Here is a 14,166-nt window from a genome sequence, read left to right on the forward strand (position 1 = left end):
GCCGTCAGCTCCCCGCCACCGTCTCCGCCCAGTCGATGCGGTGGAAGTGGAGCGGGCGGAGCATCTGCTCGGGGGTGGGGAGGGCGGCCGCGGCCCCGAGGTCGGACTTGCCGGCCTTGACCTTGTTGGCGGCGGCCGCGTTCCGCCCGACGGCCTCCACCCGCTCCCGGCGCAACCCGACGTAGGCGTGGAACGCCTCGGCGGGCGTGGGCAGATCGCGCAGGCAGCGGGCCAGTTCCACCGCGCTCTCGATGGCCAGCGAGGCGCCCTGGCCCGAGCTGGAGGACGGGGCGTGTGCCGCGTCGCCCACCAGGACCATGCGGCCGCGGTGCCAGTGCGGCACCGACGGCATGCGTTCCATCCGGCCGACCGCCATCAGCTCGTCGGGGTCGGTGTGCTGCAGCAGCCGCTCGCCCGGGACATGGCCCGCATAGGCCTCGCGCAGCGCGGCCAGCCACTCGGCGGCCGGGACCCGCGCCATGCCGGCCGGGTCCGGCGGGGTGTCGGTCGGCAGCCCGGCGAACCAGATCAACCGGCCGTCCGGGCCGCGCCAGTGGCCGGTGAAGGTGCGGCCGAAGGCGAAATACATCGTGCCGGGCGCGGCCTCGACGCCGCTGTCCGTGGCGTACCCGCCGAAGCTCAGCACGCCCCCGTACTCCGGCTCGGGCGCGTGCGGGTCGATCAGGGTGCGGACGGTGGAGCGGATGCCGTCGGCGCCGATCAGGATGTCGGCGGTCGCCGACGTGCCGTCGGAGAACCGCGCGGTGACGCCCTCGGGGGTCTCCTCGGCGCCCACCAGCCGTTTGCCGTACGCGAACGGGATGCCCTCGTCGGCGGCGTGATCGGTGAGCGCACGGTAGAGCGCGGCGCGGGGCATCGCCAGGCTGGGCGGCAGCTCGGCGAAGCCGTCGAAGGCGGCGAAGCGGTGCCCGGCGCCGTCCGCCATCACCATCCCGGGCACCGGCTGCCCGAGGTCCTCCACCGCCTTGCCGGCGCCGATCGCCCGCAGCGCCGCAAGGCCGTTGGGGGCCAGGGCCAGCCAGGCGCCCACCCCGTCCGCGGCCGCGGGGTAGGCCTCGTGGACCGTCGCCGTGATGCCCGCCTTGCGCAGTGCGAGTGCGGTGACCGGGCCCGCCACCCCGCCCCCGATGACCAGTGCCGTCCGCACGGCCGCGCCGCCGCGCCCGTCCTGAGTGCCGTTGACGCTCATGACCCCTCCCGAGGATGCGCCCGCCGGCCGGCGGGCTCCCGCTCTCCATAGTTGCACTGCACCTAGTTGCAATGCAACTAGTCTCGCCTCGCTACGCTACCGGCATGACCGCTCCCGTGAAGAGTTCGCCGCTCGCCCTGACCGTCCTGGCGCTGCTGCACTACAAGCCGCTGCACCCGTACGGCATCCAGCAGCTGATCAAGCAGTGGGGCAAGGAACAGGTGGTCAACGTCGGCCAGCGGGCCGGTCTGTACCGCACCATCGAGCGGCTCCACACGGGCGGGCTGATCGCCGTACGGCAGACCGAGCGCGACCAGCAGTACCCCGAGCGCACCGTCTACGAGGTCACGGACGAGGGCCGGGCGGTCGCCCGCGAGTGGCTGGACCAGATGCTGGCCGTACCGAAGGGCGAATTCCCCGTCTTCCCGGCCGCCCTGTCCAACCTGCCCATGCTCACCCCGGCCGAGGCGCTGGACGTGCTGGAGCGGCGCGCCGAACGCCTCGCGGCCCAGCGCGCCGACCTGGCGTCCCGACTGGCCGTCCACACCGAGGACGGCGTCCCGCGCGTCACCCTCATCGAGCACGAATACCTGCTGGCCATGGTCGATGCCGAGGAACGCTGGGTCCGCGCGGTGACCGCTGACCTGCACAACGGCCGACTGACCTGGTCCCCGGAAATGCTCGCGGCCTTCGACGAGCAGCAGAACTCGGGTGCGTCCTCGGGCGGTTGAGCGGGCTCCGCTCCCGTTCACCTACCTTGTCCACGGGCCGGCCCCCGTCCTCGGCCGCGACGACTGTGCGCCCATGCGCCCATGCGCCTACGAAGGGAAGAACCACCGTGTGGAATCCGACGGAGCTGTGGCTGGAGGGCGCGGTCATGGCCGTCCTACACGCCGCCGGGCCGGAGCAGGGCTACTGGGTCGAGGAGACCGGACTGTTCCATGACGACGGCAGCAGCAACTGGTGGCAGCTGATGCCCTTCGAGGGCGGCCGGGCGATCGTCATGGGCAAGGACCACGACCTGCCCGGAGACCTCTACGACGCACTGCCCCAGGCGCTCTCCGACGCGCCCGGCTGGCTCCGCGACGCCTGGCAGGACGACGCCGGGCCGCTGCGGAGCGTCGTCCGGGCCAGGGCACCGATCGGCTTCTTCTGCTGGGTGGACGAGCACGGCACCTGGGGCGAGGTGCCCACCGACCCGGCGCAGGACGACGGCAGCGCCCTGGTGGGAGCCCCCTACAGCGGGTCCGGCGAGCGGCTCTTCGAGGACTGCACCGACGCGGACGACCTGCGGCAGGCGTACCGCCTCGCCGACGCGGCGTTCGACGCGGCCCGTGCCGGCGCGCTGGACGCCGAGGTCCTGCTGCCCGTCCTGCGCCACGCCGATCCGGAGCGCGCCCGCCCCTTCGACATCGAGGCGGCCCTCGCGGTCGCCGCCCGGGCGGGTCTCACCCCCGGCACGGCCAGGCCCGCACTGCCCGGCGCGCCCCTGCCGCAGGAGGTGAAGTGACCCCCCATTCCCTGGCGTTCTACCTGGACGTCGTGACGTCGGGAACGGTGCTCGGCGCGAGGCCGACCGATCAACCCGACCGGGTGACCGGCACGTTGGGTACGGATTTCGCGGAGAACCGGTCCGGGCGTCACCACATGTGGCGGGACTACGGACTCGCGGAGTTCTTCTGGCAGCGGGAGGCCGGCGACGGCCCCTGGGCCGGGCACCACTTCACCCTGCAGGTCCACCGGCTCGCCCACGGCGGCCAGGTCGTCAACGGGGAGATCCGGTCCAGGTACGGACGGTTCGCCCGCAGACTGCGGTTCGCGAAACTGCAGCGGCTGCTGGCGAACCGCGGAACCGTGCTGCGGGAGATCCCGTCCGGTCAGGAACCCTGCTACCGCCTGTTCTGGAACCCCGACTCGTGGGTGGGCGTCAGCGTGATCGGCGCCAAGGAGGAGTACCGGACGCCGGACGACCTGCAGGTCGGGGACGTGTACAGCATCACTGCGCCGATGACTCCCGAAGAGGTGGCGTGGCGGACCGCGCGGTAGCGCCGGCCCTCCCGCGGTCATGGGCCGCGACCGCGGCGCGGTCGACCTTGCCGTTGGTGTTGAGCGGGAGTTCGGCGAGGTGGGTGAAGGAACCCGGGATCATGTAGACGGGCACCAGACGGCGCAGGAAGCCGGTCAGTTCCGCGGCCGCGGTGGGCTCGCCGGAGTAGTAGGCGACCAGGACGGAGTCCTCCCCGGTCTCGCGGACCAGCGCGACCGCGTCCCGTACGGCGGGGTGGCGGGCCAACGCGGCGTCCACGTCGCCGAGTTCGATGCGCTGGCCCCGGACCTTGACCTGATGGTCGAGGCGGCTCAGGAACACCAGCGCGCCGTCCTCGACCCGGACCCGGTCACCGGTCCGGTACCAGTGGTCCCGGGTCAGCGGCGCGGTCCCGTCGTGGATCACGGCGCGGGCGCCCGGGCGCCACTCCAGGAACCGGCCGACGTTGTCGACGGGGTCCAGATAGCCGTCGAAGCGCTGGCTGCCGCGCAGGCACAGCTCACCGGTCTCCGCGGGCTCGCCCGCATCGTCGAGGACGACGTGCTCCAGGTGGTCCGGCACCCGGCCGATCGGCAGCGTCCCGTTGGAACCGGCCGGTCGCAGCGAACTGCCGCTGCCCAGTTCGTGCGCCGTGGAGACGATCGCCACCTCGGTCGGGCCGTACAGGTTCCACAGCCGCGCGCCGGGCGCGGCCGCCGCCCACTGCTCGGCCTGCTCGCTGAGCAGCCGTTCGCCGCCGAACATCACCCCGGCCATGGTCGGCATCGAGTCCGGGACCAGCGCGTTCGTCCGGGCCGCGATGCTGCCGACGGACGGTACGCAGAACCAGCGGGTGATCCGCTTGGCGCTGACGAAGGCCGACGGGCGCACCACGTCGTTCGGCCGCGGGACCACCAGCGCCGCACCGACCGACCAGGTCGTGAACAGTTCGAGCACCGCCACGTCGAAGGAGAGCTCGACGTTCTGCGAGAGCCGGTCCTCAGGGCCGAAGCCGTGCTCCTCGACCAGCCACCGGAGGGTCGGCAGGACGTTGGCGTGCCGGATGGGCACGCCGCGCGGCCGGCCGGTCGAGCCGGAGGTGTAGAGGACGTAGGCGATGTCCTCGGCGGAGGTGGGGGCGGCGGGGGAGGCGGGCCCGTCCTCGGCGCCGGGAGTGCGCAGCCCGGTCAGCTCGGCGGGGGTGAGGGCGAGCACGGGCGGCAGCGGCGTGCCGTCCTCCGCCGCCTGGGCGGTGAGGAGTCGGGCCGCCCGGGCGGAGTCCTCGTCGGTGAGGATGACGTCCAGGTCCGTGGTGGCCGCGATGGCCAGGATGCGGGAGGCCGGGAAGGACGGGTTCAGCGGGACGACGGCCGCGCCGGCGCGCAGGGCCGCCAGATATCCGGCGTAGGCGGTCAGGCTGCGGGCGGCCAGCAGACCGACCTTGGCGGGACGCCCGGTGCCGTGCTCCGCGGCCGCGGCGGTCAGCCGCTGCGCCAGACCGGCCGCCAGCCGGTCCAGTTCGGCGTAGGTGAGGACCTCGTCCCGGACCTCCAGCGCGATCCGCTCCGGATGCCGCTCGGCGCTCGCGGCGAACAGTCCGAAGAGGGTGGTGGCGAACGGGTGCGGCGTCGTGGGGGAGGGGGCGGCGGAGGTCATCGGAGGGTCCTGTTCGTCGGCCGGAGTGCCAAGGGGCAGGGCGGGGGCGGTAGGAGCGCGGCGGTGCTCACAGCAGGTCCTCCAGCGTCCGCCACACCTCGTCCCAGTGGTCCGTCAGATACATGTGGCCGCCGGGGAACTCCGCCGTCCGGAAGGCGGCCGAGGTGAACGCCGCCCAGTCCCGCCACTCGTCGGCGGGCGCCAGATGGTCGGCGTCACCGCGGAGGGCGGTGAGCGGCAACGGCAGCGGGGTGAGCGTCGCGGGGGTGTAGTCGGCCAGCAGGTCCACGTCGGCGCGCATCGCCGGGAGCAGCAGCGAGCGGGCCAGGGGGTCGGCGAAGATCTCGATCTCGCGGCCCGCGATGGCGGCGGCCTGGGCGGCCGCCACCTCGTCGTCGGGGTCGAGCCGTTCGGCCTGGCGGTGGCGCGGGCTGGTGGAACCGCTCACGACCAGGTGGTCCGGGAGCGGGCCCCCGGTCGCGACCAGGTGCTGGACGGCCTCGTACGCCAGGATCGCGCCGAAGCTGTGCCCGAAGACGACGAACGGCTCCGTGCCGGCCGCCGCCCGGAAGCGCTCGGCGGTGCCGGCCGCGGCCTCCGCCATCGTCCGGTAGAACGGCCGGTTGAACTCCTCCTCGCGGCCCGGCACCTGCACCGGCACCGCGCGCAGCACCTCGGACTCCCGGCGCCGCCAGGGACGGTAGACCCCGGCTCCCGCTCCGGCGTAGGGCAGGCACATCAGCGTGGTCGTCATGCGGGACCTTCCGGTACGAGGGGGTGCGGGGGGACGGATGCGGGGGCCAGCAGGCCGAGTTGGGTACGGAAAGCGTCCGTGAGGTCGCCCAGGCGGTGCGCCCAGGCACCGGTCGTCGGCGCCTGGACCACGCACTTCAGCGTCCCGTCGGGCAGCTCGCAGACCTGGAGCTGGACCTCGGCGACCGCGCCCACCGGTGGGACCGGAACGGTGTGCATCCGCACCGGACCCGCCGGGTGCTCGACCCGGCGCCAGCTCTCGAAGGCGAACACCGCCTGGAACACCGGCATCCGGCGGCCCGCGACGGTGCGGGCGGCCCGCACGATCTCGTCGCAGGGCAGCGCGGAGCCCAGGATGGTCTCCCGGACCGAGGCCCAGACCCGTGCGACCGCGCCGGGCGCGGACAGCTCCGGCATCCGGACCGGCACCGTGTTGATCAGACAGCCGAGTTCGTCCGTCTGCCCGGCGGAGCGGGCGACCACCGGAGTGCCCACGCAGAAGTCCGCACCCCCGGTGAGCCCGGCCAGCGCCCTGCCGTACGCGGCCAGCAGCACCACGAACGGCGAGCAGGCGCTGCGCCGCGCCTCGGCGCACACCGCCTGCCAGACCGCGGGCGGACAGGTGGTCCGCTGCTCGGCGAGGCCGGCCCGGGCCAGGGCCCGCTGGCCCGGCGCCGGCCCGTCGTCCGGCACCGGCAGGTCGGCCGCGCCCGCGAGCACGGTCCGCCAGTGCGCGGCGAGTTCGGTGCGCTGCGCCGCAGCGGGCTCCACCGGCGCCGGCCGTTCCCGCACCGGCAGCTCGGGCGCCCGGCCCTCGGCGGCCAGGCCGTACGCGCGGGCCAGATCGGTGGCGAACACCTCCTGGGAGAGGCCGTCGAAGGCGATGTGATGGACGGCGAGGAAGACCGTGGCGCCCTCGTCGTCGGGGGCGACCGCGGCCCGGTGGACCCGGCCCGTGGCGATGTCGAAGGTGTCCGCACCGAGCAGCGCGGCCGCCGCGTCCGCGAACCCGGTGCCCGCCGGGAGGCGCAGCGGGGGCTCGGCGACCGGCTCCGCGAGGACGGTCCGCACCAGCTGCCCCCGCTCGATGACGAAGGCGGTGCGCAGTGACTCGTGGCGGCGGGCCACGGCGGACAGCGCCGCGTCGAGCGCGGACGGGTCCACCGGGCCGTCGGCCCGGACCTCGGCGAGCACCCAGTTGGCGGGGCTCGCCGGGGCGATCTGCTCACCGAGCCAGAACTGCCGCTCCAGCGCGGAGGCCGGCTGCACCCGCAGCGCGGTGCGCTCAGTCACGGGCCAGCTCCTTGTCCGCGCCCGCCGCACCGTCACCGTCGCCGGTCCCGTCCGGCGGGGTCAGGTTGTCCATCTCCCGCAGCGCACGGTTCCGCAGCGAGACCAGCACCAGCACCACATAGGTCGCGCCGAAGGCCAGCAGGGTCCAGCGCAGCCCGATGCCGTGGATCGCCCAGCCGGCCACCAGGATGCCGACCGGCGCGGCACACATCGCGACGGCCGAGGTCAGCGCGAAGACCCGGCCGAACAGGGCCTGCGGCACCTTGTTGAGCATCACCGTCGACAGCACCGGGTTGAGCGGTCCGGCGGCCAGCCCCAGCAGGAACGAGATCGCGATGGACAGCACCGCGTTCGGCTGCCCGCCGAGGGCCAGCCGCAGCCCGCCGATGACCAGGAAACAGCCCAGCAGCGTCCAACGGCGGCTGGTCAGCAGCCGCTTGCTGGCCGGGCCGTAGAGGAACGTGCCGGCCACCGCGCCGCAGCCGGAGGCGGCCACCAGCCAGCCGAGGTACTGACCACCGCCCAGCACCTGGTCCGAGTAGACCGGCAGGATGACCGGCGTGAAGGCGTCGTCGAGGAAGTTGGTGACGAACACGAACGACGTCATCGCGCCGATCACCGGCAGCTGTTTGACCAGCCGCAGGCCCTCGGTGAGCTGCCGGACGAAGCCCTGCCGCTCGGCGGCCGGAGCCACCGGCCCGCCCGGCACGGCGACCCCGATCAGCAGCGCGGAGAGCAGGAAGGTCGCGGAGTCCACGTACATGCCGATCACCGGGCCGGACACGGCCGCGAGCAGACCGCCGAGCGGCGCCCCGACCAGCAGACCGAGCCGCGGGGCGCCCTGCATCCAGGAGTTGGCGCTCTCCAGCCGCACCCCGCCGCGGTCGGCGAGCCCCTTGAGCAGGCTCTGCCGGGCCGCACCGGTCGGGGTCGAGCCCAGACTGCGCACGAACAGCAGACCCATCAGCACCGGCAGGGCGAGCCCCACCGTGTCGTTGAGCAGCGGGATCAGCCCGATGACGGTGCCCGCGAGCAGATCGCAGAGCACGCTCATCCGCTTGCCGCCGATGCGGTCGATCCAGACGCCGCCGACCGCGCCCGCGAAGATCAGCGGCAGCGTGTTGGCGAAGCCCGCCAGGCCGGTCGAGACGGAACTGCCGGTGACGCCGAGCACGTACAGCGGGATGGTCACCACCGTCACCGCATTGCCGAACGACGACAGGTAGTGGGCCAGCAGCAGCATCACCAGCGGCCGGCGTTCCCGCACCGCGGTGCCGGGCCCGGGGGGCGAGGTCATCGAATCTCCTGTTCCGCACGGCGGGTGCTGGCGAAGAGCTGCTCCAGGTACTCCTCCGGGACCCCCGCCCGCCCGGGGACCTCGGAGTCCGCGATGCCGGCCGGTGCCAGCGGGTTGCCCCGTTGCCGCAGCAGCTCGGTGAGGGCGGAGAGGGTGGTGTGCCCGGTGACGTCCCGGGGCCCGGCGGTGAAGCCCCGCGCCGTCAGCAGCCGGGCGAGCCGCACGGCCAGCAGCGGGGTGCCGCCGCGGTCGGCGAACGCGTCCTGCGGGTCCGCGGTGGGCACGTCCAGCGCCTCGCACCACGCCGCGGCCACCAGCTCGGCGGCGCGTGCGGCCGGGCTGGTGAGCGGAGTGTCGGGCGAGGTGGCGAAGACCTCGACCAGCTGCAGCAGCCGCCGCGCGAGCCGGTCGATGGTCTCCGGCTCGAAGAGCGCGGTCCGGTACTCGAACCGCCCGTAGACCAGGTCGCCCAGATGCCACCAGGCGACCGTCGCGTCCATCGAGGAGATCCCCTCGGGCACCGCGTTGGCGTAGACGGTGGCGCCGGGCACCGAGTAGGACACCGTCTCGGCGAGGTCGAGATGGACGAGCATGGTGCGCAGCAGCGGATAGCTGTGCACGGACCGCTCGGGGGCGACCGCCCGCACGATCTCGCCGAACGGCGTCTCGTGGTGCTCCGCGACGGCGGCACCGGCGGCCTGGGTGGCGGCCATGAAATCGTGCGGGGTCGGATTCTCCGGCAGCCGGATCCGCAGCGGCACGTTGGTGAGCAGGAAGCCCACCAGGTCCTGGACGGCCGGCTCGCCGCGGGTCACGCTGGGCACCCCGAGGAGGACGTCCCGCTCGCCGCTCTCCTCGTACAGCAGCGCCGCGTAGACGGCGGCCATCGCGTTGGCGACGGTGCTGCGGGCCTGCTTGGCGCGGGCGATGAAGGCCGCGGCGACCCTCTTGTCCAGGACGAAGTTGTACTGCCGCCCGGCGCGGTCCTCGGTCTCGGGGGAGTGGTCGTATGGCAGCAGCGGCCGGTCCGGGAGGTCCGCCAGGTAGCTGCGCCAGAACGCCCGGTGGCGCTCGCCGTGCTCGCTGTCGAAGTACTCCCGCTGCCACTGCGCATAATCACCGAACTGCACGGGCAGATCGGGGAGTTGGGGCTCGCGGCCCTCCCGGGCCGCCCGGTAGGCCTCCAGCAGCTCGCTGTTGAGCCGCACGTAGGACCACTGGTCGGTGAAGGAGTGCGGCATGGTCTGCACGATCTGATGGTCGCTGCCGCCGAGGTCGGCCACCCCGATCCGCAGCACCGGGTCGCGGGCGAGGTCGAACGGGCGCCGGACCTGCTCCCGGATGAACTCCGCCCGGCGCCGCTCCCGTTCGCCGTCCGGCCCGGCCGACCGGTCGGTGAAGGTCAGGTCGGCGCCGCGGTCCGGGTGCAGCCGCAGTACCGGCCGGGTGCCGTCCGTCTCGATGGCCGAGCGCAGCAGCTCGTGCCGGCCCACCACGACCGCCACCGCCTCGGTGAAGGCCTGCCGGTCGAACTCCCCGAGGAAGCGCAGCCCGAACCCCAGGGTGTAGGTGGTGGTGCCGGGGTAGAGCTGGTCGAGGATCCACAGCCGTTCCTGGTCCATGCCGACCGGGAAGGTGTCCCGCGGCCCGGGCCGCGGCCGGAGCGGGCGCTTGCCGGAGCGCTGCTGCGACAGCTTGGCCAGGAGGGCGGCGCGCTTCTCGGGAGCCAGTCCGGCGAGCCGGGCCGCGAGCGCCGACTCCGCCCCGCTCATCGGGCACGCTCCGCGGGGAGGCAGCCGAACAGGGCGGGCAGCGCGGCCAGGATGTCCTCGGTGGGCAGCCCGAAGTCCACCAGGAAGCCGACCTCGTCGGCGCCCGCGGTCCGCAGCAGACCCAGCACCTCCGCGGCCTTGCCCGGACTGCCGAGCAGTGAGGGACCCTGCAGGAAGTTGAGGTAGGCGCTCTCCAGCAGCACCTTCTCGTCCTCGCCCGGTGCGGTGGTCTGACTGCGGTAGGCGCGCAGATAGCTGTGCATCGCGGGGCGCAGATGGTCCTCCAGATCGGGCCGGTCGCTGACGTAGGCGTGCACCATGACCACCACGTCACCCTCTCCCGCATGCCCGGCCTGCCGCCAGGTCGCGCGGTAGCGGGCGATGTTCTCCCGCAGCACCGGCAGCGTCTGGCCGAGCAGCGCGGTCATCACGCCGCAGCCGGCCCGCGCGGCGGCCTCGAAGGTCTCGCCGTTGCCGGCCGAGGTCAGCCAGACCGGGAGCTCCGGCTGCACCGGGCGGGGGCCGGTACGGACCTCGGCCGTGCCGCCCGCCGTGGTGGGGTGGCGGAGCGTCTCGCCCCGCCAGTGCGCCCGCACCTGCTCGATGATCCGCAGCGTGTCCGCGCGCCGCCCGGCGTAGTCCGTCCGGGCCAGCACGAAGTCGTCGGGGTGCCAGCCGCTGGCGAACGAGATACCCGCCCGGCCGTCCGACAGGTTGTCGACCACCGCCCAGTCCTCGGCGATCCGGGCCGGATGGTGCAGCGGCGCGGCCACGCTGCCGGCCCGGATCCGCAGCCGCTCGGTGCGCACGGCGACCGCGGCGGCCAGCACCGACGGGTTCGGCGAGTGCCCGCCGAAGTCCACGAAGTGCCGTTCCGGCAGCCAGACGGCGTGCAGCCCGGCCGCGTCCGCCTGCTCCGCCGCGTCGAGGACGAAGCGGTAGTACTCGCGCGCCGAGACCGCGTCCGCGCTGGCGAAGAAGTACAGGCTCTGCCGGGCAGGCGCGCCGTCGGCCGCCCCGTCCGCGGGCGGGGGGCCGGTACGGGCGGCCCGCTGCCGCATCTCCCGGCCGAGGACGCGGCGCTGTTCCGGCGTCAGGGCCGCCAGCCGCTCGGAGAGGTCGCTCACTGCACACCTTCGATCTCGTCGAGCAGCCGCAGGAGTTCGGCGTCGTCCCGGCCGGCGGCGAGCTCCTCGGCGCGGCGGATGAAGGAGCCGAGGTCGGAGTGCTCGTAGAGGTCGCCGAGCGCGACACCGAGCAGCAGCGTGTCGTTGACCACCGTGAGCAGCTGCGCGGCCTGCAGCGACGTTCCGCCGAGGGTGAAGAAGTTGTCCGACGGGCCGAGCGGTTCGCCGCCGAACGCCTCCTGCCAGATGGCGGTGATCGTGGTGGCGAGATCGCTGCCGGCCTCTGCGGTGTCCTCCTCCGCCGCCGGAGCCGACGGTTCCTGCGGCGGTGCCGGCTCGCGGCGGGCCGCGGCGGCCGCGGCGGGCCGTTCGTGGGGCAGCGCCCCCGGCGTCGCCTCGATCCAGTGCCGGGTCTCCGCGAACGGGTAACGCGGCAGCGGAACGGGCGAGGTGACGAGGGGCACGTCGAAGTCGACCGGACAGCCGGCCGCCCAGAGCCGCGCCAGCGCGTCCTCGTGCGCCTGCGACTCGTCCGCACCGGAGTGCCCGAGCAACTCGATGATGCCCGGCGGGTGCGCGAGGCCCAGCAGGCGGGCGGTCTGCCGCACGGGGTTGGTCAGCGCCCGGCCGCCGTGGATGCCGACGACCGCGGCGGGGCGGCCGGCCAGCAGCGTCCGGACACCGTCGGCCAGCCGCACGGTCCCGCGCAACTGCCCGGCCCAGTAGGCGGGATCGGTGGCCTCCTCGGCGCTCAGCTCCGCGCCGGTGCGGTTGGAGATGACGGTCAGCCGGGGCGCCGACAGCGGCACCGTGGCGAGGAACTCCCCGAACCGGGCGGCGGCCTCCTCCATCGCGCGGGAGTGGAAGGCGTGCGCGGTCTCCAGCCGGCGCGCGGTGAGCCCGCGCGCGGCGCAGCGCCGCTCCAGCTCGGCGACCGTGTCCGGGTCGCCGCCCAGCACCGTCGTCTCGGGGCCGTTGACACCGCAGACGTCGGCGGGCAGCCCGTCGGCGAGGTCGCGGGCGGCCTCCTCGTCCAGCGGGACGGCGAGCATCGCCCCGGCCGGGGCCCGGCCCATCAGCTCCCCGCGCCGTACGACGGCCGCCGCCGCGTCCTCGACGCCGAACACCCCGGCGTACGCGGCCGCGGTCAGCTCGCCGACGCTGTGGCCGAGCAGCGTCGCCGGCCGCACGCCCCGGCGTTCCAGCCGCCACAGGTGCGCCAGACCGACCACGAAGAGCAGCGGCTGCACCACCGCGGTGTCCAGCAGCCGCGGGTCGTCGCCCGCCCAGGTCTCGAAGCCGCGCAGATCGGGGCCGCCGGCCCGCAGCACGGCGGCGGACAACCGGTCGAGGTCCGCGCCGAAACGGGGGTCGTCGGCGGCCGACGCAGCGGTACCGGTCAGGCGGATGCCCTGGCCGGGCAGCAGCACGGCGACCGGGGCGTCCGCCACGGCCGGTGGCGTGTCGGCCCGCTTCGCGGTCTCCAGCAGCCATTCCCGCAGCCGTTCGCGGGCGGCGGCCGGGTCGGTGGGCAGCGCGACGGCCGCCCGGTGGGCGAGTTGCCGCCGGCCGTGCCACAGCGTGCCGAGCACGCCGGGGAGGGCGGCCCGCGCACCGGGGCCGTCGAGCCAGCCGGCCAGGTCCGCGGCCTTGTCGCGCAGGGCCTGCGGGGTCGCGGCGGAGAGCACGGCGACCGGCGGCCGGACGTCCTGGGCGGGAGCGGGTTCCGGTACCGGGTCGGCCGGGGCGACGATCACATGTGCGTTGGTGCCGCCGAAGCCGAAGGAGCTGACCGCGGCCCGGCGCGGGACCTCGGTGCTCCAGGTCGCGGCCGCCCGGGGCAGGAAGAACCGGTCCGCGCCGAGGTCCGCGTCCGGGCCGTCGCCCGGCTGGGAGGCGACCGGCAGCAGCAGGTCGTGCTGGAGCGCCAGCACCGTCTTGATCAGACCGAGGACCCCGGCCGCGCTGTCGGTGTGTCCGATGTTCGGTTTCACCGTGCCGATGGCGCAGCGGGGGGTGGCGGTGCCGGTGCCGTAGACCTCGGCCAGCGCCGCCAGTTCGACCTGGTCGCCGAGGACGGTGCCGGTGCCGTGCGCCTCGATGTAGCCGATGTCCGCGGGGGAGAGCCCGGAGACCTCCAGGGCCTCGCGGAGCACCTCGGCCTGGCCCCGCGGGCTGGGCGCGGTCATGCCCATCCGGTCGGCGCCGTCGTTGTTGACCGCGCTGCCGATGATGTGCGCACGGGCCCGGCCGGGGCCGTCGGCGAGGTCGGCCGAGCGGCGCAGCACCACGATGCCCGCGCCGCTCGACGGGACCGTGCCCCGGCTGCCCACGGTGAAGCTGCGGCAGCGGCCGTCGGGCGCGTAGATGCCGCCCTCGGGCCCGTCGTGCTCGGGACGTTCGACCGGGAAGACGGTGATCCCGCCCGCGATCGCCACATCGCATTCGTAGGTGAGCAGGCTGCGCACCGCCTGATGGACGGCGACCAGGGAGGTGGAGCAGGCGGTCTGCACGGTCATGCTCGGGCCGGTGAAGCCGAGCCGGTAGGAGAGCGCGGTGGCGAGGAAGTCCCGGGAGTTGCCGAGCATGATCTGCTCGGTGCCGTGGGCCCGCACGGTCCGCTCGTCCGGCAGGACGTTGCGGTGCAGGTAGATGTCGGGGCCGCCCCCGATGAAGACGCCGACCCGGTTGCCGGCGCGCGTGGTGTCGAGGCAGGCGTCCTCCATGGCCTCCCAGACCAGTTCGGCGATCACCCGGTGCTGCGGGTCGGTCAGCGCCGCGTGGGCGGGTGCCATGCCGAACAGCTCGGCGTCGAACTCGGCGAACCGGTCGATCTGCCCGCTGAGCAGTCGGCCGTTCCCGGTCCGTTCCCCCCGGGCCGCCGGCAACGCGACCTCACCCCGGGAGAGTTGGGAGAGGAAGGTCTCCGGGTCCGATGCGCCGGGGGCCCGCAGGGACAGCCCCACCACGGCCACGGCATTGTCCAGCTCCGTCATGCCGGTTCTCCTTCCATTGCGTACGAGCTGCTCGGT

At 74.5% G+C, this 14,166-nt stretch carries 11 protein-coding genes; 3 read left to right on the top strand and 8 right to left on the bottom strand.

Going from position 1 to position 14,166, the window contains the following annotated elements; genetic code table 11:
* Positions 1 to 4 precede the first annotated feature (4 nt).
* Entirely contained in the window at positions 5 to 1,210 is a 1,206-nt protein-coding gene (locus tag AB0E02_RS01625) for an FAD-dependent monooxygenase (protein WP_362134777.1), read from the bottom strand.
* Positions 1,211 to 1,314: 104 nt separating this feature from the next.
* On the opposite strand from AB0E02_RS01625, the gene AB0E02_RS01630 reads away from it, so the two are divergent.
* From AB0E02_RS01630 to AB0E02_RS01640, 3 genes are all read left to right on the top strand, one after another.
* A complete protein-coding gene (locus tag AB0E02_RS01630; RefSeq protein ID WP_362134779.1) occupies positions 1,315 to 1,941 on the top strand; it encodes a PadR family transcriptional regulator in 627 nt (208 codons plus the stop codon).
* 107 nt (positions 1,942 to 2,048) lie between these two features.
* Positions 2,049 to 2,720 carry a hypothetical protein gene (locus AB0E02_RS01635; RefSeq protein ID WP_362134781.1) on the top strand — a complete coding sequence of 224 codons (672 nt, stop codon included), beginning with the start codon at positions 2,049 to 2,051 and terminating at the stop codon, positions 2,718 to 2,720.
* Positions 2,717 to 3,256: a hypothetical protein gene (locus AB0E02_RS01640; protein ID WP_362134783.1), complete on the top strand. Its 540-nt coding sequence runs from the start codon at positions 2,717 to 2,719 to the stop codon at positions 3,254 to 3,256. Before AB0E02_RS01635 ends, AB0E02_RS01640 begins: the two co-directional genes overlap by 4 nt.
* On the opposite strand, the gene AB0E02_RS01645 is transcribed toward AB0E02_RS01640, so the two are convergent.
* From AB0E02_RS01645 to AB0E02_RS01675, 7 genes are all read right to left on the bottom strand, one after another.
* The gene (locus AB0E02_RS01645) at positions 3,207 to 4,892 is read right to left on the bottom strand and encodes an amino acid adenylation domain-containing protein (protein WP_362134785.1); all 1,686 of its coding nucleotides are present in this window, start codon (positions 4,890 to 4,892) and stop codon (positions 3,207 to 3,209) included. The two genes, AB0E02_RS01640 and AB0E02_RS01645, sit on opposite strands and share 50 nt — an antisense overlap.
* Positions 4,893 to 4,959: 67 nt before the next feature.
* Positions 4,960 to 5,646 (bottom strand): alpha/beta fold hydrolase, encoded by a 687-nt coding sequence (locus tag AB0E02_RS01650; protein WP_362134787.1) that lies wholly within the window; start codon positions 5,644 to 5,646, stop codon positions 4,960 to 4,962.
* Complete coding sequence (locus AB0E02_RS01655; RefSeq protein WP_362134789.1) at positions 5,643 to 6,938, bottom strand: condensation domain-containing protein; 1,296 nt, start codon at positions 6,936 to 6,938, stop codon at positions 5,643 to 5,645. The genes AB0E02_RS01650 and AB0E02_RS01655 overlap by 4 nt, the downstream gene beginning before the upstream one ends.
* Entirely contained in the window at positions 6,931 to 8,235 is a 1,305-nt protein-coding gene (locus AB0E02_RS01660; protein WP_362134791.1) for an MFS transporter, read from the bottom strand. Before AB0E02_RS01660 ends, AB0E02_RS01655 begins: the two co-directional genes overlap by 8 nt.
* Positions 8,232 to 10,007, bottom strand: coding sequence for a condensation domain-containing protein (locus AB0E02_RS01665; RefSeq protein ID WP_362134793.1), 1,776 nt, complete (start codon positions 10,005 to 10,007; stop codon positions 8,232 to 8,234). Before AB0E02_RS01665 ends, AB0E02_RS01660 begins: the two co-directional genes overlap by 4 nt.
* The gene (locus tag AB0E02_RS01670; RefSeq protein ID WP_362134795.1) at positions 10,004 to 11,134 is read right to left on the bottom strand and encodes a MupA/Atu3671 family FMN-dependent luciferase-like monooxygenase; all 1,131 of its coding nucleotides are present in this window, start codon (positions 11,132 to 11,134) and stop codon (positions 10,004 to 10,006) included. The genes AB0E02_RS01665 and AB0E02_RS01670 overlap by 4 nt, the downstream gene beginning before the upstream one ends.
* On the bottom strand, positions 11,131 to 14,130 hold the full coding sequence (locus AB0E02_RS01675; protein WP_362134797.1) for a beta-ketoacyl synthase N-terminal-like domain-containing protein: 3,000 nt from the start codon (positions 14,128 to 14,130) through the stop codon (positions 11,131 to 11,133). Before AB0E02_RS01675 ends, AB0E02_RS01670 begins: the two co-directional genes overlap by 4 nt.
* Positions 14,131 to 14,166 lie beyond the last annotated feature (36 nt).

Origin of the sequence: Streptomyces sp. NPDC048196 (assembly GCF_040652715.1) — a bacterium.
Taxonomy (GTDB): Bacteria; Actinomycetota; Actinomycetes; order Streptomycetales; family Streptomycetaceae; genus Streptomyces; species Streptomyces siderophoricus.